General features: G+C 33.9%; 18 protein-coding genes. 1 reads left to right on the top strand and 17 read right to left on the bottom strand.

Going from position 1 to position 21,942, the window contains the following annotated elements; translation table 11 throughout:
• Window positions 1-123 precede the first annotated feature (123 nt).
• From BM319_RS15060 to BM319_RS14985, 16 genes are all read right to left on the bottom strand, one after another.
• Complete coding sequence (locus BM319_RS15060; protein ID WP_091023450.1) at window positions 124-1,101, bottom strand: ring-cleaving dioxygenase; 978 nt, start codon at window positions 1,099-1,101, stop codon at window positions 124-126.
• Window positions 1,102-1,309: 208 nt separating this feature from the next.
• On the bottom strand, window positions 1,310-3,043 hold the full coding sequence (gene cydC / locus BM319_RS15055; RefSeq protein WP_091023570.1) for a thiol reductant ABC exporter subunit CydC: 1,734 nt from the start codon (window positions 3,041-3,043) through the stop codon (window positions 1,310-1,312).
• A gap of 14 nt (window positions 3,044-3,057) precedes the next feature.
• Window positions 3,058-4,761 carry a thiol reductant ABC exporter subunit CydD gene (gene cydD / locus BM319_RS15050; protein ID WP_069034895.1) on the bottom strand — a complete coding sequence of 568 codons (1,704 nt, stop codon included), beginning with the start codon at window positions 4,759-4,761 and terminating at the stop codon, window positions 3,058-3,060.
• Window positions 4,761-5,774, bottom strand: a complete 1,014-nt coding sequence (cydB, locus tag BM319_RS15045) for a cytochrome d ubiquinol oxidase subunit II (RefSeq protein ID WP_069034896.1) — start codon at window positions 5,772-5,774, stop codon at window positions 4,761-4,763. Before cydB ends, cydD begins: the two co-directional genes overlap by 1 nt.
• Window positions 5,771-7,168 (bottom strand): cytochrome ubiquinol oxidase subunit I, encoded by a 1,398-nt coding sequence (locus BM319_RS15040; RefSeq protein ID WP_069034897.1) that lies wholly within the window; start codon window positions 7,166-7,168, stop codon window positions 5,771-5,773. Before BM319_RS15040 ends, cydB begins: the two co-directional genes overlap by 4 nt.
• A 375-nt stretch (window positions 7,169-7,543) precedes the next feature.
• A complete protein-coding gene (locus tag BM319_RS15035) occupies window positions 7,544-8,074 on the bottom strand; it encodes a chromate transporter (protein ID WP_069034898.1) in 531 nt (176 codons plus the stop codon).
• Window positions 8,071-8,634 carry a chromate transporter gene (locus BM319_RS15030; protein WP_069034998.1) on the bottom strand — a complete coding sequence of 188 codons (564 nt, stop codon included), beginning with the start codon at window positions 8,632-8,634 and terminating at the stop codon, window positions 8,071-8,073. Before BM319_RS15030 ends, BM319_RS15035 begins: the two co-directional genes overlap by 4 nt.
• A 15-nt stretch (window positions 8,635-8,649) precedes the next feature.
• A complete protein-coding gene (gene ggt, locus BM319_RS15025) occupies window positions 8,650-10,260 on the bottom strand; it encodes a gamma-glutamyltransferase (RefSeq protein WP_069034899.1) in 1,611 nt (536 codons plus the stop codon).
• Window positions 10,261-10,274: 14 nt separating this feature from the next.
• A complete protein-coding gene (locus BM319_RS15020) occupies window positions 10,275-11,258 on the bottom strand; it encodes an ABC transporter ATP-binding protein (RefSeq protein WP_091023448.1) in 984 nt (327 codons plus the stop codon).
• Entirely contained in the window at window positions 11,255-12,232 is a 978-nt protein-coding gene (locus tag BM319_RS15015) for an ABC transporter ATP-binding protein (RefSeq protein WP_091023446.1), read from the bottom strand. The genes BM319_RS15020 and BM319_RS15015 overlap by 4 nt, the downstream gene beginning before the upstream one ends.
• A gap of 8 nt (window positions 12,233-12,240) precedes the next feature.
• Complete coding sequence (locus BM319_RS15010; protein ID WP_091023444.1) at window positions 12,241-13,761, bottom strand: glutathione ABC transporter substrate-binding protein; 1,521 nt, start codon at window positions 13,759-13,761, stop codon at window positions 12,241-12,243.
• Window positions 13,762-13,773: 12 nt separating this feature from the next.
• Window positions 13,774-14,679 carry an ABC transporter permease gene (locus BM319_RS15005; RefSeq protein ID WP_254664623.1) on the bottom strand — a complete coding sequence of 302 codons (906 nt, stop codon included), beginning with the start codon at window positions 14,677-14,679 and terminating at the stop codon, window positions 13,774-13,776.
• A 23-nt stretch (window positions 14,680-14,702) separates the two neighbouring features.
• Entirely contained in the window at window positions 14,703-15,644 is a 942-nt protein-coding gene (nikB, locus tag BM319_RS15000) for a nickel ABC transporter permease (protein ID WP_091023442.1), read from the bottom strand.
• Between the two features lie 198 nt (window positions 15,645-15,842).
• On the bottom strand, window positions 15,843-16,292 hold the full coding sequence (locus BM319_RS14995) for an Lrp/AsnC family transcriptional regulator (protein WP_069034904.1): 450 nt from the start codon (window positions 16,290-16,292) through the stop codon (window positions 15,843-15,845).
• 301 nt (window positions 16,293-16,593) lie between these two features.
• Window positions 16,594-18,774 carry a YhgE/Pip domain-containing protein gene (locus BM319_RS14990; RefSeq protein WP_091023440.1) on the bottom strand — a complete coding sequence of 727 codons (2,181 nt, stop codon included), beginning with the start codon at window positions 18,772-18,774 and terminating at the stop codon, window positions 16,594-16,596.
• Window positions 18,775-18,912: 138 nt separating this feature from the next.
• Entirely contained in the window at window positions 18,913-19,503 is a 591-nt protein-coding gene (locus BM319_RS14985) for a TetR/AcrR family transcriptional regulator (protein ID WP_069034905.1), read from the bottom strand.
• A 288-nt stretch (window positions 19,504-19,791) separates the two neighbouring features.
• On the opposite strand from BM319_RS14985, the gene BM319_RS14980 reads away from it, so the two are divergent.
• Complete coding sequence (locus BM319_RS14980) at window positions 19,792-21,228, top strand: alanine/glycine:cation symporter family protein (RefSeq protein ID WP_069034906.1); 1,437 nt, start codon at window positions 19,792-19,794, stop codon at window positions 21,226-21,228.
• Between the two features lie 130 nt (window positions 21,229-21,358).
• Here the strand turns inward: BM319_RS14980 and BM319_RS14975 are convergent, their stop codons facing one another.
• On the bottom strand, window positions 21,359-21,823 hold the full coding sequence (locus BM319_RS14975; RefSeq protein WP_175403523.1) for a VanZ family protein: 465 nt from the start codon (window positions 21,821-21,823) through the stop codon (window positions 21,359-21,361).
• Window positions 21,824-21,942: the final 119 nt, after the last annotated feature.

The raw sequence follows: 21,942 nt of genomic DNA, 5'->3' as shown, positions 1-21,942 counted from the left end.
TTGAAATATTTCATTAGAATAACAAATCGTTTTATGCATGAATTTTTTAGGAAAATTTTTACAGTTAAGTTTAAGAAATTTTACTAAAAAAACACTCACTTCAAAAGTGAGTGTTTTCTGACATTATTCTTTCACAAATTCCTTCGTACTTCTTACAGTATCAATTTGGCGAACCATTCCTTCAATTTCATCGCGTTTAGGTTCTAAGAATGGAGGTAATGATAACTTTTCTCCAAGTGTTTCGTAAGGCTCGTCACCCATAAATCCTGGTCCATCTGTTGCAAATTCGAATAAGATTTGTGGAGCAACCCTTGCGTATAATGACTCGAAGAAGTGACGATCTACATAGCCAGAGTTTGGTAAACGGAATGAGTCAAGACGTTTAATCCACTCTTTTAATACGGATGTGTCTTCTACGCGGAAAGCTACATGGTGAACAGTACCGAAGCCTTGGAAAGCTTGTGGTAATATTTCATTATGCTCTGCGATAATTTGTGCCCCGTTTCCACCTTCACCGACTTCGAATAAATGGAATGAACCTTCTTTATTAATCTCTTTAAATAAAAGTACTTTTTCAACTACTTCTTTAAAGAATGCGAAATTAGCTACACGAATAAAAATTGGACCAAGTCCTGTGATTGCATATTCTAATGGGATTGGCCCTTTTTGCCATGGTGTACCTGAAGCAATCCCTTTATTGTGTTCATCTGAAATTAATTGATATTGCTGGTCGTCGAAATCAACAAATGATAATGTTTTCTTACCAAATTGTGTTTTTATTCCTGAGTGCTTTACTTCTAATCTGTCAAAACGCTTTACCCAATAATCTAATGCTGCATCAGTTGGAACTCGGAAAGATGTTTTTGAGATTTCATTTGTACCATGTGCTCCTTTAGGAATTCCAGGAAAATCGAAAAATGTCATGTCTGTTCCGGCACTTCCCTTATCGTCTGCAAAGAATAAATGGTAAGTTTGAATATCATCTTGGTTGACCGTTTTCTTTACTAAACGCATCCCTAGAACATATGTGAAAAATTCATAGTTTTTTTCTGCACTACTAGTTATAGCAGTTACATGATGGATCCCTTTTAAGCCGTTCATACTTATTCCTCCATATAATTTATTTATATAAGCTTTTTTATTTTGTGAATCTATTGATGAAGAATACTGAAAAAATTTATTAAAATTTATTTTGAATTCAAGATATCTCGAATTCGAGATAAATATATCATGTAAATCATTTACCGTCAAATTGTTTTTAATATGTAAAAAAACTCTGGCAATTTTGCCAGAGTCTCCAGATTATCATCTATTCAATTACTCTAAATGGTCGATCTAGCTCAAAAAGGTTGCGATATCGGTCCTCAGTTTTGAAAAGTTCTCCATGTGAGCCTTTCATAGCGATTTTGCCTTTGTCTAAGAACAGAATTTGATCAGCCATTTCTGCACCGATTAAATGGTGAGTGATCCATAATACTGTCTTTCCTTCTAATACTTTAAAGATCGTATGAAGTAGTTTTCGTTCTGTTATTGAATCTAACCCGACAGTTGGTTCATCCAAAATAACAATTGGTGTATTTTGAAGAAGTATTCTGGCCAAGGCAATTCTTTGACGTTCTCCACCTGAGAATCTTACACCGGTTTCATGCATAGGTGTATGATAGCCTTCTGGAAGTGATGCTATATAATCATGCAGTTCAACCATCTTCGTAACTTCTATTACCTCTTCATCACTTGCTGTCGGATTTCCTAAACGAATATTATTAATAACTGAAGTATCAAATAAATAAGGCTTTTGATTAAGTACTGATACAACTTTCGAAATATTATCTCCAAAAGCAATACTTTCAATCTCATTTATTTTAACACTTCCATCTGTAGGAGTTTCAACTCCTTCAATTAGCTTTAGAATAGTCGATTTTCCTGAACCACTCGGACCTAATAAAGCTGTTTTTTTGTTTTCCTCAATTGTAAAAGAAACATTATTTAAGATCGTTTCGTTTTCCGAGTAATGAAAAGATACATCCTTAAAATCGATTTTTCGATAATCATCGATATTACCTTCTATACTAGTTAAATTCTGATCACGATTCACTTCTTTAATCTCTTCTAAACGACTAATAGAATCAGCATATAAAGGAACACTTCCAAGAGAATTTGATAGTGGAATAAAAGCTTCTGTTAAAGGAAATAAAACTAAAACAAATGCGGCTATAAAAGTTCTTGGAATTTCTCCAGCTAAACTTTCATTCCCCGCCCAATAAAGCATCATTAAAACTAAAATTGCTACAATACATTGAGCTATTAAATCGCGTCGTCTTCTAAATCCTTTTTCCTTGTTTTGGATGTTTCTTAACGATGCATCCATTTCTCTATAATTTTTAATAAAGCTACTTTGTTTACCACTAAAAAGCCAATCACTAATACCCATAACTGCATCAGTTAAATTTTCATATAAATGACTCTTTTCCTTTTTTATTTGGTAAGTTCGTGCTTTTTCAACTAATAATGAAAAATACGGTAGGACACCTACTAAAACAAAGGCAATGACTGCTGCTAATATTGCAAATGGAATAGAGAAGAATCCAAGTGCTACTACGGATATAAAATAGATAAACAATGAAGCAATTCCAGGGAAAATAGTTTTTAAATAAATATCCTGTAAATATTCAATGTCATTTGCTAAAAGACCTAAAATATCTCCTGTTTTAAACTTCGAATTGATTGTAAGTGCATATGGTTCCAGATTACTAAATAATCTTGTTCTCATTCTAGATAAGATTTTCAAAATTGTATTGTGTCCGACTAATCTTTCAACATACTTAGAAGCCGACCTTAAAATACCAAAAGTACGTACAGCAACGATTGGTACATATATCATTAAAATATTTTCAGGTCTAGTTGCTGCTTTAGAGATTAAATAGCCGGAAGTGTACATAAGAGATGCCGCTGCAAATATAGTCAGTGCACTTAAGAAAATCACACCTATAAATAAACGACGATTTTCTTTTATATATGGTAAAATCCATCCATTTTTATTCAACATATATTAACCTTCTAACTATGAATTAATCGATAATAATGACCCTTTTTCATTAATAGTTCTTCATGGGTACCTACTTCAATGATGCTACCTTCATTCATCACAATAATTTGATCCATTTCTTTCATCCAATGTAAGCGATGTGTAGCCAAAAACACTAATTTACCAGAGAATAACTGCAGCATTGTTTGTTTTAATTCAAACTCAGTTTCAATATCAAGATGACTAGTAGGTTCGTCTAACAAAAGGATCGGACGATTTTCTAGATAAGCTCTAGCGAGCGCGACGCGTTGACTTTGCCCCCCGCTTAACGCTCTTCCACCTTCACCTATTTTTTCTTCTAATCCTTTTGGTAATTCTTCTATTAAAGATGTTAATCCAGCTTGAACAGCTGCATTTTCAATTTCTTCTGTAGTAGCATTAGGTTTATAGAAGCTTATATTATCATTTAATGATTTTGAGAAAATATAAGGACTTTGTGGAATATAGATTAACTGTTTATGCCAATCTTGTATTTGCAGATGTGAAACCTCTTCACCAGAAATATGGATAGTCCCGTTTGCTGGCTCTAAAAATCCACCTATTAAATCAATAAGCGTCGACTTACCAGAACCACTTTCTCCAACAATCCCGATTTTATGAAACCCTTTAATACTCATATCTATATTCTTTAAGATCGTTTGACCATCTTTTTCGGGTTTTACTGATATATCATTAAACTTAATTTCGCTAGCATGATTCCAATCTGAGATCGGGGCAATTTCTTGAACCTTAAATTCTTGCTCATCTAAAATATCCTGCATTGCTTTACCAGCTTCTTGACCATTTAATGTAGCATGATAATCTGCTCCAACCTCTCGAACAGGTAAGAAATATTCAGGAGCTAAAATTAAAATTGTTAGAGCTGGGCCTAATAAAATTACTCCGTCAATCAAACGAAGTCCTAAAAAAACTGCAACTGTAGCGATTGATAGCATTGTGAATAAATCTAGTGCAAAGGATGATAAAAAAGCTACTTTTAATGTGCCCATCGTTGCTTCTCTGTATCTTTCACTTACACTTTCTATCTTTTTAATATGTTTTCTACTTAATCCTAAAAATTTTAATGTTTCCAGACCACGTAATGAATCAGTAAAATGGTTCGATAATATACGGTAAGCCTTCCATTGTTTATTTGATTTCTTTTTAGCTGCCAAACCGAGTAAAATCATAAAAATAATAATGATTGGAAATGTTACGATTAGTATTAGTGCAGAAACCTTATCAACAAAGAAAATATAGATTACGATTACTGGTGAGACAATTGCTAAGTTAATCATTTTCATTGGAACAATTTCTAGGTAATTTCTTAGTTGTGTAGTTCCTTCCATAATAAGCGTTACAATATTACCTGTACCTGATTTCCTTGCAAATCTAGGTCCAAGTTTAAAAAGCTTTTCTAAAACTTTCATTTTCATTTCGGATGAAGCAATATCTGCAAAATGCTCTGAACATTTCTGCTTTATAGTCGAAATAATATAACGACAGATAAATGCAAGGATGAAGAAAATAGTAGCATATAAAATATCGCTACTATTTTTTCCATTGAACAATCTGACAATAGCTTGTGAAAGCATATATGCCTGAATAATAATTGCCGTTACTTGTATAATTGTTAAAAAAGATAGGATCATTAATAAACGATTTATCCCTTTATATTTAATAAGATCTTTTCCCATTAATAAGTCAAATCCTTCTCATCCACTCTTTTTCTAAACACATAATAACTCCAAATTTGGTAACCTAATACGAATGGTAATAATGTACATGCAACTATTGTCATTACTTTTAACGAATAAGGACCAGATGAAGCATTATAAACAGTTAAATCATACGTACTTTTGATAGAACTAATCATGACTCTTGGGAACAGAGATGTAAACATTGTCCCGACTGTTAGTACAATCCCAAGTCCTGTCATCGTAAATGACCAGCCATCTCTTTTCTTAAAAATGAATATTGTAGCAAGAATATAACTTACTACGATTAATAAAATTAGCGGAACTGTTATTTGTGCTTTTACTTTAAACATATCCGTTTCAAAAAATGCCATGCCAGTAAATGCAACTAAGAAAAGGAATACTGGTATGATCACCATACGTGCTAGAGAACGTGCACGGTTTCTTAATTCTCCAACCGTTTTTAAAGTTAAAAACATTAATCCGTGTAACAGGCATAGTAATGTTACCGTTACACCGCCTACTACTGTGAATAAATTTACATAATCTGTAAAACCAGCAGAGATATTCATATTTTTATCGATTGGCATTCCTCTAAGGATACTTGAGAATAAGACTCCGAATAAAAATGGTGGTAGTAAACTACCGAAGAAAATTACCCAATCCCAAGCTTTTGCCCATTTGGAACTTTCAACTTTTCCTCTAAATTCAAATGCAACACCACGTCCGATTAATGCCATTAGTACAAATACAAACGGAATATAGTATCCACTAAACATCGTTGCATACCAATTTGGGAATGCTGCAAATATTGCTCCACCTGCCGTTAATAACCATACTTCATTTGCGTCCCAAAACGGTCCAATTGTATTTATTAAAATTCTTCTTTCAGTATCATTTTTGGCTAGTAGCTTTGTAGATATACCTACACCAAAATCGAAGCCTTCTAAGAAGAAAAACCCAATAAATAAAACTGCTACAAGTAAAAACCATAATTCATTTAACTCAATCATACAATGGTAGCCTCCCTTTCAAACGGATCGACCGTAGGAACTTTTTCCGTTTCAACATCATGGTGTGTTCCTTTTTTAATTTCTTTCACAAACAAGTAAACTAAAACAGCTGCTAAAATTGCATACATTGTTGTAAAAGTTGTGATTGAAAAAATGAGTGATCCTTTTGAAACATTTGGTGATACAGATGCAGCAGTAGTCATTAAACCAAATACAGTCCATGGTTGGCGTCCTATTTCCGTCATAACCCATCCAGCTGTATTTGCAATGAACGGTAAAGAAATTAATAAAATTGATGCCTTTAAAAATAGATTTTTTGATTCTAATTTTTTACGATAGCTAAAATATAAACCTAGCATCGACATTAAAATCATAACCATTCCTGCTCCTGCCATAATTCTAAAGCTCCAGAAGGTTGTATTAACTGGTGGAATATAATTTCCAGGACCATATAATTTCTCGTATTGCTTTTGTAACGTATTCATACCAGGTACTTTACCTTCAAACTTCTCATAAGCTAGATAACTTAATAAATATGGTACTTCTACCTCGTATTTATTTTCTTTCTTTTTTGAATCAATTAGTCCAAAGACCATCCAACTTGCAGGGTCACCGCTGTCTTTCCATAGACCTTCACTTGCAGCCATTTTCATCGGCTGTGTTTTCATTAAATGCTTCGCTTGAGAATGTCCACTAAATGCAACACCAATTCCTGCAATTAGTGCGAACACCATTGCAAGATTAAACGCTTTTTTAAATAATTCCGTTTCCTGTTTTTTTAAGATTTTATACGCACTTACACCAGCAACAAATAACGCTCCAGTTGCTAATGCCCCAGCAATTGTGTGAGGAAACTCAACTTTAAGCTGTGGATTTGTTATGATTGCTAAGAAGTCGGTCATTTCTGCACGACCATTTTTAATCGCAAAGCCTACTGGCTCCTGCATGAAAGAATTGGCTGCTAAAATCCAAAACGCAGACATTACAGTTCCGAAAGCAACTAACCAAATGCACATTAAATGAATTTTTTTATTAAGTTTTTCCCAACCAAATATCCAAATTCCTAAAAATGTAGACTCCATAAAAAATGCTAAAAGTGCTTCAATTGCAAGTGGTGCTCCAAATACATCCCCTACAAAACGGGAATATTCAGACCAGTTCATACCGAACTGAAACTCCTGGATAATACCTGTCACAACACCAACCGCAAAATTAATTAAAAATAAGTGCCCAAAGAATTTTGTTAACTTTTTATAAGCCTCGTTATTTCGAAAAACATACAATGTTTCCATAATTGCAACCATAAATACTAAACCTATTGAAAGTGGCACAAATAAAAAATGGAAAATTGTAGTCGAACCAAATTGTATTCTTGCAAGCTCTAATACACTCACAGTACATCCCCCTTAGGATAAAAATCATTTCAAAAAAATTTTCATTAAGTCCGAGCAAAACTTTGAACATTTTTTCACAAATAATTCATTAAGTAAATTTTAGAGAACCACTCAATGGTACTCCTGTTACTTATAGTTTACTTTTCCAAAGGGGTTTTTGACTTAATCTTATTTGTCTAAATCGTGTCTATAAATTGTCTATTTTGTGACATGATTCACAATTACTGTTTAAGTTAATTTTTTATGATAAAATAATCGTCACTTTTTTATTCCTTAGCTTTGAGGTGATTAAACGAAAAAAAACATTATTGAAAACAACCCCATATTGGCATTGTTTCAATAATGTTCTGGTTAAACAAAAAGGCAGTTCATTAATTAAGATAAAAATACTGCACCATAAACAAGTGCCCCTCCAATTACATATGCAGGGTGAATTTTCCAACGTTCTAAAAATAACAGGGAAAGTACGCTAATAATAATTGTTTGTGTTACACCTACCCCATTATATGAATCGTTAAAAAAGTCAAAGGCCATAATGCCAAGTAAAACGGCGATTAAAGGCCTAACTAGTGAAGTCATCTTTTTGACTTTCGGTGAATTTTTATGCTTCATTAATATACTTAATAAAGCAATCATCAAGATTAGAGAGGGTGCGATTGATGCGAATAATCCGACAAAGGAGCCAAATACGCCTCCCTCAACATATCCGATATATCCAGCCATCTTTGTAGCAATCGGTCCTGGGAGGGCATTGCCCAGTGCAAGTACGTTACTAAATTCAACTGAAGTTAACCATCCATACTTATCAACAACTTCATTTTCAATAAGAGGGATCGAAGCTGGTCCTCCTCCGTATCCGAATATACCTGGTAAGAAAAATGCTAAAAATATTTTCCAATAAATCATGATGCCTTCACCTTCTTCTTCTTTTCATTTTTGCTTTTAGAGAAAAAGGCATATCCAACTAAACATCCAATTAAGATAGCAGGATGTACATTTAAAAAGTATAAAAGGATAAAACTAGCAACCACGATCAAACTAGTGATTTTCCAGCCAAGAGATTCTTTCGATTTCTCAATAAATTCCCATGTTAAAGTTGCTAACATTACTCCCACTACTGGAACAACTGCATTCGACATGCCTTGTACCCAGGCAACACCTTTAAAGTGATTTAGTGTTGATAATAGTAGCATAAGTAGGAAAACAGTCGGTAGAGTTGTTGCTATGATGGCATTTAACATACCTACTACGCCACCTGTTCTCCAACCTACATATCCTGCAAGCTTTGTTGCGATTGGTCCTGGAAGAGCATTTGCGATTGCTAGTACATCTGAAAAGTCATCTTTATTTAGCCATTTATACTTGTCGACAACCTCAGTGTGGATTAGTGGTATAGAAGAAGGACCTCCTCCGTAACCTAGCATTCCTACTCTAAAAAAAGCTAAAAAAAGTTTCCATTGATTTATCATTGAATCATTCCTTTACCAAACTGCAATTGCGCCATCTGTTCTAGATTCTGTTCCCCCCATTAGCACCCCAGTCTTAGGATTGCGCCAAATAATTTGACCCCTTCCGAAACTACTACAATCTGTAGCCACTTGAATTTGATGGCCTTTTCTTGCGAGTGCCTGGGCAAGGTGATTTGGAAAATGCGGTTCTACGACCACTTTTTTTCCTTCCATCCACTGCCATCTAGGTGCATCTAATGTACTTTGAGGATTTAAGTGGAAATCCACAGTATTCATCACAACCTGTGCATGACCTTGTGGCTGCATATATCCTCCCATTACGCCAAATGGTCCTACCGCTTCACCATCTTTTGTTAAAAATCCTGGAATTATTGTGTGATATGTTCTTTTACCAGGCTTAAGTGCATTAGAATGCTCCGGATTTAAAGTAAAATCATGACCTCTATTTTGAAGAGCAATTCCTGTATCAGGAATTACGATCCCTGAACCAAATCCCATATAGTTACTTTGAATAAAGGAAACCATATTCCCCTCGCCATCAGCAGTCGCTAAATAAACTGTGCCACCTTTTGGAGGAGTATAGTTTTCTGGCTCTATTGCTTTTTCACAAATTAATTCTCGTCGTGACCCTGCATATTCTTCTGATAATAGCTCATCTATATTAATGTCCATATGCTCAGAATCTGTAATAAACGATTTTCCATCAGTAAAAGCTAGTTTCATAGCCTCTATTTGCTTATGATATGTATCGACATCATCTTTTGTAGAAAAGTTAAAACCTTTTGCAATGTTTAATGTCATTAAAGCTACCAAACCTTGCCCATTCGGCGGAATTTCCCAAACATCGTATCCACGATAATTTGTCGAGATTGGGTTCACCCATTCTACTTTATATTCACTTAAGTCCTCTGAACTAAGGTATCCGTTATGTTCTTTCATAAAGGAAACGATTTTTTCTGCCAAGTTACCGCGATAAAAACTCTCAGCATTGGTTGCACCGATTTCACGTAATGTTTCTGCATGTGCTTTTGATGACCACAGTTCGCCAATCTCTGGTGCACGATCATTTGGAGCGAATGTTTTGAACCACTCATCAAATTCAGGTGAAGTAAATTGCTTTTTAAACTTTTCGTATGCTATATTCCAAAACTTCCCTAAAATCGGCGAAAGTGGGAAGCCTTCTTCTGCAAGCGTAATAGCCGGTTGTAAAACCTCTTCTAATGGTAATTTACCAAAACGTTTTGATAATGCAGCCCATGCAGCAGGTACTCCAGGCACTGTAACTGGAATAACCCCATGAGTTGGCATCTTTTCAAGTCCTTGTTCTTTTAGCTTTTCAATCGAAATTGATTTTGGAGCAGGACCACTACCGTTTAACCCATGTAGTTCCCCATTTACCCAAACTAGTGCAAAGGCGTCTCCACCAATACCATTTGAAGTTGGTTCAACTACCGTTAAAGCAGCAGCTGTGGCGATTGCAGCATCAATTGCGTTACCACCTTTTTTTAAAATATCTAACCCCGCTTGCGCCGCTAAAGGTTGTGAAGTAGCTACCATTCCATTTTTTCCAAATGTCGTATGGCGTTGTGCTGAATATGGGTTATTTAAATGATCAAACTGCATCTGTATCTTCTCCTTTAAGCATCTACATGGTGACATGCAACAAAATGATTTTCTTCAATTTCCTTCCACTCTGGTTTTACTTGCCCACAAAGCTCTGTTGCTAGTGGACAACGAGTACGGAATGTACAACCTGAAGGTGGGTTTGCTGGATTTGGAATTTCTCCTGTCAAACGAATTTTCTCAGATCTTTTTCCTACCTTTGGACGTGGAATCGCAGATAGTAACGCCTTTGTATAAGGATGTAGTGGGTTATTATATAGCTTGTCAGCAGGAGCAAGCTCAACTGTATTTCCTAAGTACATTACTAAAACTCGATCACAGAAATATCGTACAACTCCTAAATCATGCGAGATAAATAAATAAGTTAGATTATATTTTGCTTGTAATGATTTTAATAGTTTTAATACTTGTGCTTGTACAGACACATCAAGTGCTGAAACTGCCTCGTCACAAATAATTAACGATGGGTTAAGCGCAATCGCTCGTGCAATTCCAATTCGTTGACGCTGTCCACCACTAAATTCATGAGGATATCGATCATAATGATCTTCATTTAAACCTACCTCACGAAGTAAACCGATTACTTTCTCTTTTCGTTCTTGTTTTGATAGATTCGTATGGATGACAAATACCTCTTCCAAGGCATCTCCAATTCTCTGTCTTGGATTTAATGAAGCATATGGATCCTGGAAAATCATTTGCATTTCTTTCTTAAAATCATTTCGACTCTTATTGGATAAATGTTGGATTTCTGTATCTTTAAAAAATACTTTTCCGTCAGTAATTTCTTCAAGTCCTAAAATCGTTTTTCCCAATGTAGATTTACCGCAACCTGATTCACCTACAACGCCTAAACTTTCACCTTCTATTAGTGTTAAACTAACTTCTTCAACTGCTTTGACATGACCTTGAACTTTTTTTAGTAAGCCTCCACGAATCGGATAATATTTTTTAACATTTCGTAGCTCTAATAAAGATTTACTTTTTGTTAGAGTCATATCGCATCCTCCTCACTCAGCCAACATTTAACTGTATGTCCTTCCTTTATTTTAAATTCTTTAGGGACTTCAACTTTGCAACGTGCTAATGCGTGTTCACAACGTGGATGAAAACGGCAGCCAGTTATTTGTTCATTTAGGCTCGGCGTCGAACCTGGGATTGCTTCTAATTCAAAATCGGGATCATCTACATTTGGTACAGAGCTTAATAATCCCCTAGTATATGGATGACATGGATGATTAAAAATCTCTTCAACTGGACCTTCTTCTATCTTTTCTCCTGCATACATAACCATCACTTTATCAGCAATTTCAGCTACGACTCCCATATCATGTGTAACCATGATGACACCCATTCCGAGTTGTTCTTGTAGCTCATGGATTAAATCTAATATTTGAGATTGAATCGTAACATCAAGTGCAGTCGTTGGCTCATCTGCAATTAAGAGTCCAGGTGTACAAGCTAATGAAATAGCAATCATAACCCTTTGCCTCATCCCACCACTTAACTCATGGGGATATTGAGTCATGCTTTTTTCAGGATATGGAATCCCGACTTGCTTTAAGAGTTCAATTCCCTTTTGATTTGCTTCTTGTTTAGAAAGCTTTTGGTGGATCATAAGTGGCTCGCGTAGCTGATAACCAATTGTGATTACCGGGTTTAATGCAGTCATCGGCTCTTGAAAAATCATCGATATTTTATTGCCTCTTATTTTTCTTAATTCATCAGTTGTTAACTTAGTTAAATCAGTTCCTTCTAATTGAATTGAACCGCTTTTTATTGATCCATTACTTGGCAATAATCCCATAATAGATAATGAAGTAATACTTTTTCCGCAACCTGATTCGCCAACTATACATAAGGTTTCACTTTTATTAACTGAAAAAGATATGTTTCGAACAGCCGGGATTTCTCCATCAGCTGTTCGAAACGTTGTTACTAAATTATTTACAGATAGAAGCTCTGTTGACATACTATTACCTACTCTCTGTGTACGTTGTATAATGACCATTGGCCAGTAGGATCAATTTCAATACCTTTCACCGATTGATCAACGGCAGATGTTACTACACCTTGATTCATAACGATTACAGGAGCATCTTTTACTAATAATTCATTTGCTTCTTTTAATTTTTCTTTTCGTGCATTTTGGTCAATCGTTTGACGAGATTCATTAACTAACTGATCAAATTGCTTATTACTATATGAAATTCGGTTTGATGATCCAACGTTGTCTGAGTGGAAGTTTGGATATAATAATTCACTACCATCCGCTGTACTATTTGCCCATCCTAAGAACGTTACATCGTATTGACCTTTCGTTGCTGCATCTAAGAAAGTTCCCCATTCCATCGTTTCAAGCTTAACTTTCAGACCAATTTCCGTCATTTGAGATTGAGCAATTTCAGCCATTTTCATATACATATCTCGATTTGGTACTAGCATCTTTACTTCTTTTCCTTCAAATCCATTATCTTTAATCAGCTTTTTAGCTTTTTCTAAATCATAAGAATAGCCCACTTTTTCTTCAGATTGATCATATCCGAAAACTTTTGGTCCAATTACACTATTACCTTCTACACCTAATCCATTTAGCTGATTAATATATGCTTTACGATCTAATCCATAAGCTACTGCTTGACGGAATGCTAAATTATTCATTGGTGCTTTTTTCATGTTAAATCCTAAATAATAAACAGGTGTTCCTTCTGCTTTTGTCACTTTTACATTTTTAATTGATTCTAGACGCTTAATTTGTTCAGATGGAAGAGCATCAATAAATTGTACTTTTCCTGTTTGTAGCATTGAAATTGCTGTGGAAACTTCAGGTACTACTTTAAAAGTAACCTTTTTCAATTTAGGTGCACCATTCCAATAATCTTTGTTTGCCTCAAGAACGATTTGGTCACCAGGTGTCCAGCTAACAAACTTAAATGGCCCAGTTCCTACAGGTGTTTTCATTAAATCACTATTTTTATCTGCCTCAGGGCTTACGATTGAAGCAGCAGTATGAGCAAGTGCAGCTAATAGTGGTCCATATGGATATTTCGTTTTAATTTCTACTTTATAATCATCAATTACATTAACTGATTGAATTGGTTCTAATAATGAAGCACGAGGAGCAGCAGTTTTTGGATCACGGAATTTATCAAATGTGTATTTTACTGCTTCTGCGTTAAAATCTGTTCCGTCTTGAAACTTAACCCCTTTTTTTAATGTAATTTCCCAAGTTTTATCATCTGGATTCGTATAAGATTCTGCTAATAAAGGTTCGATTTCCATTGTTTTTGGATTTCTTTTAAATAAAGTTTCATAAACTTGCATGATGACATTAGCTGATACAGAATCATTTGTTAAGATTGGTGACAAACCTACTACATCTGATGTTGAAGCATATGTAAGTTCTTGCGAAACATTAGCGCTATTTGATCCAGTTGTTTTACTAGAACATCCAGCAAGAAGTAGAATTGCACTAATTACGATAACCATCCATTTTTTCATTTACCCATCTCCTCAGTCATTAATATTCATATTTGGATCTAAAGCATCTCTTAATCCATCACCTACGACATTAAAAGAGAAAACGATCAGCATAATTGCGATCCCTGGTACGATTGTCATATGTGGGGAAGAAAACATATAATCTTGCCCCCCGGAGATCATTGATCCCCATTCGGCTGTTGGTGGTTGTGCACCAAGACCTAAATAACTTAATGATGCCGTTGATAAAATAGCAGTAGCCATTCTCATTGTGGCAAAAACTATGATTGGTGCCATACAGTTTGGTAAAATATGCTTCACCATAATTCTTAAATTACTTGCACCTAAAGTCTTCATTGCTTGTATGTATTCTTGCTTCTTAATAGATAAAACCGAACCACGAACAATTCTTGCACATGAAGGAATGGACCAAATACTAATCGCAACTGCTACATTTACTAGACTTGTCCCAAGAATTGCGATAATTAGCATGGCTAGTAAAATTCCAGGAAAAGCAAATAATAAATCTACTATTCTCATAAGCAAGCCATCTAGTTTTGAAAAATAGCCAGCTAGCATGCCTATTGTAATACCACCAATTAAACCAAGAATCACTGCACTGAATCCAACAACGAGTGATACTCTTGATCCGAATACAATTCGGCTCCACATATCTCGACCATAATTATCTGTACCTAACCAATGTCCACTTGAGAATAATGGCAGTTCTGTTGATGCTAAATTTTGTTTAATCGGATCGTGGATCGTAATTAGTGGTGCAAATAATGCCATTAAAATTTGTAAAATAATAATGATTAATCCAAAAACAGCTAATCTATTTTTGATTAAACGTTTAAACGTTTGGATAATAAATTTTTCTTTCTTTTTTGTACTAGCTTGCTTTGCACTTATATTATTAATGACAACTTCTGTAGACAAAATCCTTCCTCCCTTCTAGCCGATTAATCGTAGCTAATTCTCGGATCGATAAATACATATAAAATATCAACAAGTAAATTCACGATTACAAACAAAGATGCTACAAGTAATACTGCCCCTTGAACCATTGGAAAATCTCTAGCTGCAATTGCATCGATCATAAGTCTGCCGACACCGTTAATCGCAAATACTTGTTCTGTAATGATTGTTCCTCCAAGAAGAAATCCGAAGTTTAAACCAATAACAGTTATGACTGGAATCATCGAGTTTTTTAAAGCATGAATCCAAACAATTGATTTTTCTTTTACACCTTTCGCTCTTGCAGTTCGTATGTAATCAGCTCGAATTACCTCTAACATAGATGAACGACTCATTCTTGCAATCATTGCAGCCGAGGCAGTTCCAAGTGCAATGGCAGGTAAAATGATTTGCTTAAATCCTTCTACCGTCCAAATTGGTGAATCGAGTCCTCCAACGGGAAGAATTTGTAGATTAACTCCGAAAATAAGAATAAGGATGGCACCTAGCCAAAAATTAGGTACTGAAATACCTGCAAGGGCTATTATTGTACTTGATACATCCATCCACGAGTTTTGCTTAAGTGCAGAGACAATTCCAGTTATTACCCCGATTATTACTGCTACTACCATGCTCGCGATTGCTAAACTTAAAGTATTAGGAAAACGGATTGAAATTGCCTCTGCAACCGACTGTTTCGTTTGAAAGGAATATCCTAAATCCCCATGTAATACGCCTGATAAATAATGCCAATATTGGACAAAAAACGAGTCGTTCAGTCCCAAACTTTCTCGGATGGCATTTAAATCAGCTTTTGTTGCTGTAGGTCCGCCAATGATTGCAGCTGGGTCACCAGGTGCTAAATGCATAGAAGCAAAGACTAAAAAGGAGATACCTAGCAATAATAAAAACAATTGAAACAACCTTCTTAATATGAGTGACGCCATCTTTCCACCTACTCCACTTGTAAGTATATTAACTAAAATTACATACGTTTGTTAACCTTAATCACCGTATAACCTAACAATGTAAATTTTAATTATTTCCGATTATACCCCCGGTAGACAGAATATTCTATAATTTTATGAATTTTTACAAAAAATAGTAAAAAAAGACGAGGGATTACCAATCCCTCGCCATGACAACTATAATTTTAAGCCATTTCTACTCTTAAATCTTCGTAATAAAATATGACTTTCTACCCTTGTTATTCCTTCTAAAGCATATAATTCATTATTTATAAATTGTTCTAAGCTGACAAAGTCATCAACTAATACATGCATATGTAAAGTGCTTGGACCTGTCATTTGATAACAACTCGCTACAACAGGATTATCTGCAAGTGCTTCGGCTACGACTACTAAATAAGCTGGTTCACAATCTACTTCAAAGAATGCAGATACACCTTTACCTATTTTTTCTGAATTAATAACTACTGAGAATCTCTCAATAACCCCGTTTTTTATTAATTGGTTCACACGTTCACGGATCGAAACTCTTGATAAATTAAGTTCTTTTCCAATATCGGCGTATGACATTCGACCATTTTTTGTGAGCATCTCTAGAATTTTTTTATCGATGTCAGTTAGTTTCATTTATTCACCACTTTTCTATTAAATGAAAACGCTTCCTTATTTTTTTATATTTTATAGTAAAATAGAAAGTATTAAGCGCTCATGATGTACGAATATCAGATTAACCACGTTAAAATTTTAACGATAATTCCCTTACAATGTAAAGGGATTCTATACATTTCCCTTCATTATTCCCATATTCCATTACTAATTTTACAATAAAAGATTGACCTAAAGATACTGGATTTTTATTTCACTAATAGTAAAAAAGGATTGAAATCTTTTTTTATTAGACTTCAATCCTTTTTATTATTTTATCGCTTTAAGCCTCAATTTCACTTAATTGTTTTTTCTTTGATAATTTAACACGAACTGCAAAGGTTACATTTGTTAGGATAATGAATAACGCTGCAAATCCACATAAATAGTAGACTTGATCCCATACAAACCCTTTGCTAACAGAACTAGAGATTAATTCTCTGAATCCTTTTATCGCATAAGTCATAGGTAAATATGGATGAATCGTTTGGAAAAATGTTGGTGTTAATGAAATTGGGAAAGTACCTGAAGTTCCACCAATTTGTAATAACATCATAACAAATACTAAATATTGCCCTATATTTCCTAATGTAACAGTTAAGAATTGTATTAATGAATAGAAAGTCAAGCTAGTGATAATTGTAAACACTACGAATAACCACACGTTTTTCACGTCAAGCCCCATACCGTAAATTAAAACCAGATCTGCTACGATTGATTGCATGATTCCCACGAAGATTAAAACACTATATTTACTAAAGAACCAAGCTAAACCAGTAGTCGGAGCAATAGAATTCTTTCTCATTGGATAAACTGAAGTGAACATTAACCCACCAGCAAATAGTCCAATAGATAATATATAAGGTGTTAATCCTACACCATATTCTTTTACATTATTCAATTTATGAGAAACTAGCTCTGTTGGTTCTGCAAAGAATTTATCAGTTTCATCACTTGTTTTAACTTTATTTACTTCATCTCCACCATCTTTCAGGGATTTATGAAGTTCAGTTGTTCCTTTTGTTAAATCTGTTGCTCCTTTTAATAAGTCTCCAGACCCATCATATAACTTATTCGTTCCATCAGATAGTTGTTTAGAACCATCATTTAATTGATTGATCCCTTGGACTAATTGGTCCCCACCTGTATTTAATTTACCTAGGCCAAATGAAAGTAACGAACTTCCTTCACTTAATTCCTTTGTACCATTGTATAAATCATTACTTCCTTGAGCTAATTGATTTGCTCCATTAGATGCTTCTTGCAATTTACTATTAAATAAACTTAAATTTGTATTTAATTCTTTTTGTCCAGCAACTAGATTATTCGAACCTTCATATAATTGACCTTGTGCTGCTGCAATTTGATCAACACCAGTTTTAATTTGATTACTTCCTTTTGAAAGTTGATCTAAGCTATTTGAGATTGCTTTTAATTTCTGTAAATCTTCTTTACTTAAAGAACCATCCTGCAATCCATTAACAATTGATTTAAGAGCATCATTAGTAGCGCCAAGATTCTCATTAAATCCTGCTTCATTTTTTTGCAATTTGGTTGCACCAGCATAAGATTGTTTTAGTCCAGCATTTAATTGGTTACTTCCAGCTTCTAGCTTAGAAGACCCAGCTTCGATTTTATTACCACCTTCAGCTAGTTGCGAAAGTCCATTATTTAAATCACTTGAACCAGCTTTTAATGTACCAGTTCCTTCTAGAAGAGCATTTAAACCAGTATTTAATTTATTAGCACCATCTTTGGATTGTTTAATACCATCTGATAATTGTGTCGCTCCACTTTTCAGTTTTGTACTTCCATTCTCAAATGTGATCATGCTGTCATTTAATTTTTTTAAATTTTTATTTAAAACATCAGTTCCATCTGTTATTTTTGCTGCACCATCATTGATTTTACCAGCACCATCAGATGCTTTTGTCATGCCATCTCCAATATCTTTGAAATTATCAAAAACTGTTTTAGCATATTGTTCTGTAATTTCCTTTGAGATAGAAGCATTTACTTCTTTCATTGCATTTGTACCAATTTGCGCGCCTACATAGTTTTTACCCGCATTCGTGTAATAATTTAATTTCATTTTCTTCGGTTTTTCGTCTAATAACGTAGCGGCATTTTTAGAGAAATCAGAAGGCAATTCGATGACTAAATAATATTTTTCATCATTTAATCCTTCCATTGCTTGTTTTTTACTAGTAACTTTCCATTTGAATGAGTTATTATCTTTCAAACCATCTACAAAATCTTTCCCTACATTAAGCTTTTTATCATTAAACTCAGTACCCTTGTCATTGTTAACAACTGCCACCGATAGCTTTTCTGTTTTATTATAAGGATTCCAATAAGCTGATAAGAAAATTAATGAATACAGCATTGGTACAAGACCAATTGCAATGATTGTTGCAATTGTCATTGGCTTCTTTAAAATATTTTTCCATTCTTGTTTAAACACATTCTCACTCCCCTTTTAGACCAATTGACCAAATATGTATTTTGGTCAATTTATTACATTTAAATAGTTTAATACTCCCTTTTATAAAAAAATAAAAGGTCATACTAAACCATCCTCCCATTAAACTCATTTTCATGTTTATTCGGGATTTTTATTTCCTATTAATCCAAATAAAATTAATTGCACCATTTTATTTATAGCGTCATCTGTAATATGCATTGGATCTTTATCTAGAACACTTTTTTGTAGATTTAGAATCGCTATAATTGTCGTAATCATACTTAAACTTAGTATCGGAATTTCTAAATGAAAATTCGTTTCTTTTGCAAGCATTCTTGACTCTATTTCTTCTTCAATTGGTGTTTTACGATAAATCTGTTGAAAGAAAATTTCTGATAACTCCGGATGTCGTAAAGTTTCACTGATCAAGATCTCAATTTGATTTCGATTCATTTCCACCCATTTAATCCTTTTCTCAACATATAATCTAAGCAATTCTTCAATCGAGAGTTTACTAAAATCTTCTTCCATCCATACGTCTTGTATATCAGGCTTCACACAAGTAATTAATACATCCAGTTTGCTTTTAAAATACTTATAAATCGTCGCTTCGGAAATTTTACTTTCCTTTGCAATTTGATTAATTGTCGTACCATCATAACCATTTTTCGCAAAAAGTTGGATAGACTTCTCTAAGATATGATGTTTTGTTCTTTCTCCCTTATTCACTACTTACCTCCTTAAAAACCGTTTTTAAAAAGGAAACCAATTACTTCGTTTTAGCATAATACAAAAAAGTAAGTGTTTATTTACTTTTCTAGTATATTAACCGAAATGGATTTCGTCAACAAAAAGTAAGTGAACACTTACTTTTTTAATCTTTTTTTAATATTAACTTTTTTTAATCAACAAAAACTAAAAAATTGTTGCCTTTGTTAACAGAATAATTTATCATTACACTTTGTAGTCGAAATTATCGAATAATTTCGCGAATATTCTTACAAAGGAGTTGGATTCATGACGGAATTGGTTTCAGTACTCAACGACTATCTATGGGCTAAATTAATTGTTATTTTATTAGTAGCAATCGGCCTATTTTTAACGGTTTATTTAGGATTTATTCAGTTTAAATTCTTTCCTGAAATGATTCGATTATTATTTGTTGATGGTCGAAACAGAGACAAAAGCAAAAAAACTGTTTCATCATTACAAGCATTTATGATCGGAATGGCTGCTCGTATAGGTACGGGGAATATTGCCGGTGTTGCAACAGCAGTAGCATTAGGTGGACCTGGTGCAGTTTTTTGGATGTGGTTAATGGCTTTAATTGGTTCAGCTTCAGCATTTGTAGAAAGTACATTAGCTCAGCTATATAAAGTGAGAGATGGTTCTTCATGGCGTGGCGGACCTGCTTATTATATGGAAAAAGCTTTAGGTAATCGAAAGCTTGGAGTTATTTTTAGTATTTTAATAACTTTATCTTTTGGTCTTATTTTTAACGCAGTACAAGCAAACACGATTGCTGCTTCTATCAATAATGAATTTGGTGTAAATACAAAAACAACTGCGATTGTACTAGCTGTTATTACAGCACTAATTATTTTTGGTGGCGTACATCGAGTTGCAAAATTCTCAACTGTTTTAGTACCAATTAAAGCTGGGGTTTATATTATTTTAGCTTTATGGGTTATGATTTCAAATTTCGATATTTTACCAAATGTTTTTGGTGCAATTTTCTCTGATGGTATTTTTACGTTTAAACAAATGTTTGGCGGTGTAATGGGTGCTGCAGTACTTCACGGAATTCGTCGTGGATTATTCTCTAACGAAGCTGGTATGGGTTCTGCTCCAAACGCGGCTGCAACGGCTGACGTAACTCACCCAGTAAAACAAGGTTTTATTCAAGCATTAGGTGTAATTGTTGATACATTTATCATCTGTTCGTCTACAGCAATGATCGTATTAGTTTCAGGCGTTTATAAAACATCTAAGCTATCTGGTATTCCTTTAACACAAGAATCTTTACGTGTAAGTATTGGAGACTTCGCTGCAACATTCGTTGCAATCTCAGTATTCTTATTTGCATTAAGTACAATTATGGGTAACTATTACTACGGTGAATCAAATATTAGCTTCATGAAGCATTCGAAAACATCAATTTATGTATACCGTTTTTCAGTGATTGGAATGGTTTTATTCGGTGCATTATATAGCGCTGAATTAATTTGGTCTTTAGCAGATATCTTCATGGGATTAATGGTACTAGTTAATCTTTACGCTATTACGCGTTTAGCAAAAATTGTAAAGGCTTTATTAAAAGATTATGTTTCACAAAAGAAACAAGGTTTGGATCCAGTTTTCTCTGCTGATAAAATCGATAACTTACCGGGTCGTGATCAGTTAGAGGCTTGGGTTGATGAGAAGGACGTTAAGAAAGACGTTGACGTTGGATAATATATTTTGACCGAATACCCTTCATCTTTTAAAGATGAGGGGTTATTTTTATAATTTTTTTATTTAAGTTCAAAAAAAAGCCACCAACAAAGTGGAGTTAATTCATAAACAATAACTTTTATTAAGCTTTCTACCATTTTTCAAAATAATTTTTAGATTTTTTGTCCCCTGCTCCTACTAAAATTTTTATCCCTAAATAAACCCCAAGTGAATTTAATAGTATATCATCAATATCAAAACTTCCTACAATATACTTTTTTTGTAGGTATTCTATAAGTATTACAAATAAAATTAAAATAAAAATACAAATAGAAACTTTTATCTTTCTATAAAAATAATAATAAACTATACATCCTAGAGGGATAAAAATTATAATATTCCCCACGATATTCGAGAAGATGTAAATAAAGTCAGCTTTGCCGAATATATATCCAAATATCGTTTTAAAAGGTACATAATTGCTTGTATAATTATTCCCTAATGAGTTTCTTGAAAAAAGAACTGAAACTAACAAAACTATATAAGAAAGTGAAAATACTCCAAAACCAAATTTACTAATATAGATTTTTTTGTTTTTCGCATAATATAAAATCATATTTACCATCGTATTAAAAATTAATACTAGACACACAAATAAGCTATATCCAAATATTACGTTTGCATATGGAATAAGTCTTGAAATAAATTCTCCTAGAAATGCTCTCATTACATATA

The sequence above is a fragment of the Bacillus sp. UNCCL81 genome, assembly GCF_900112535.1.
Lineage (GTDB): Bacteria > Bacillota > Bacilli > Bacillales > Bacillaceae_G > Gottfriedia > Gottfriedia luciferensis_B.
Note: the sequence above shows the minus strand (reverse complement) of the source record. Positions and strands in the feature narration are given on the sequence as shown.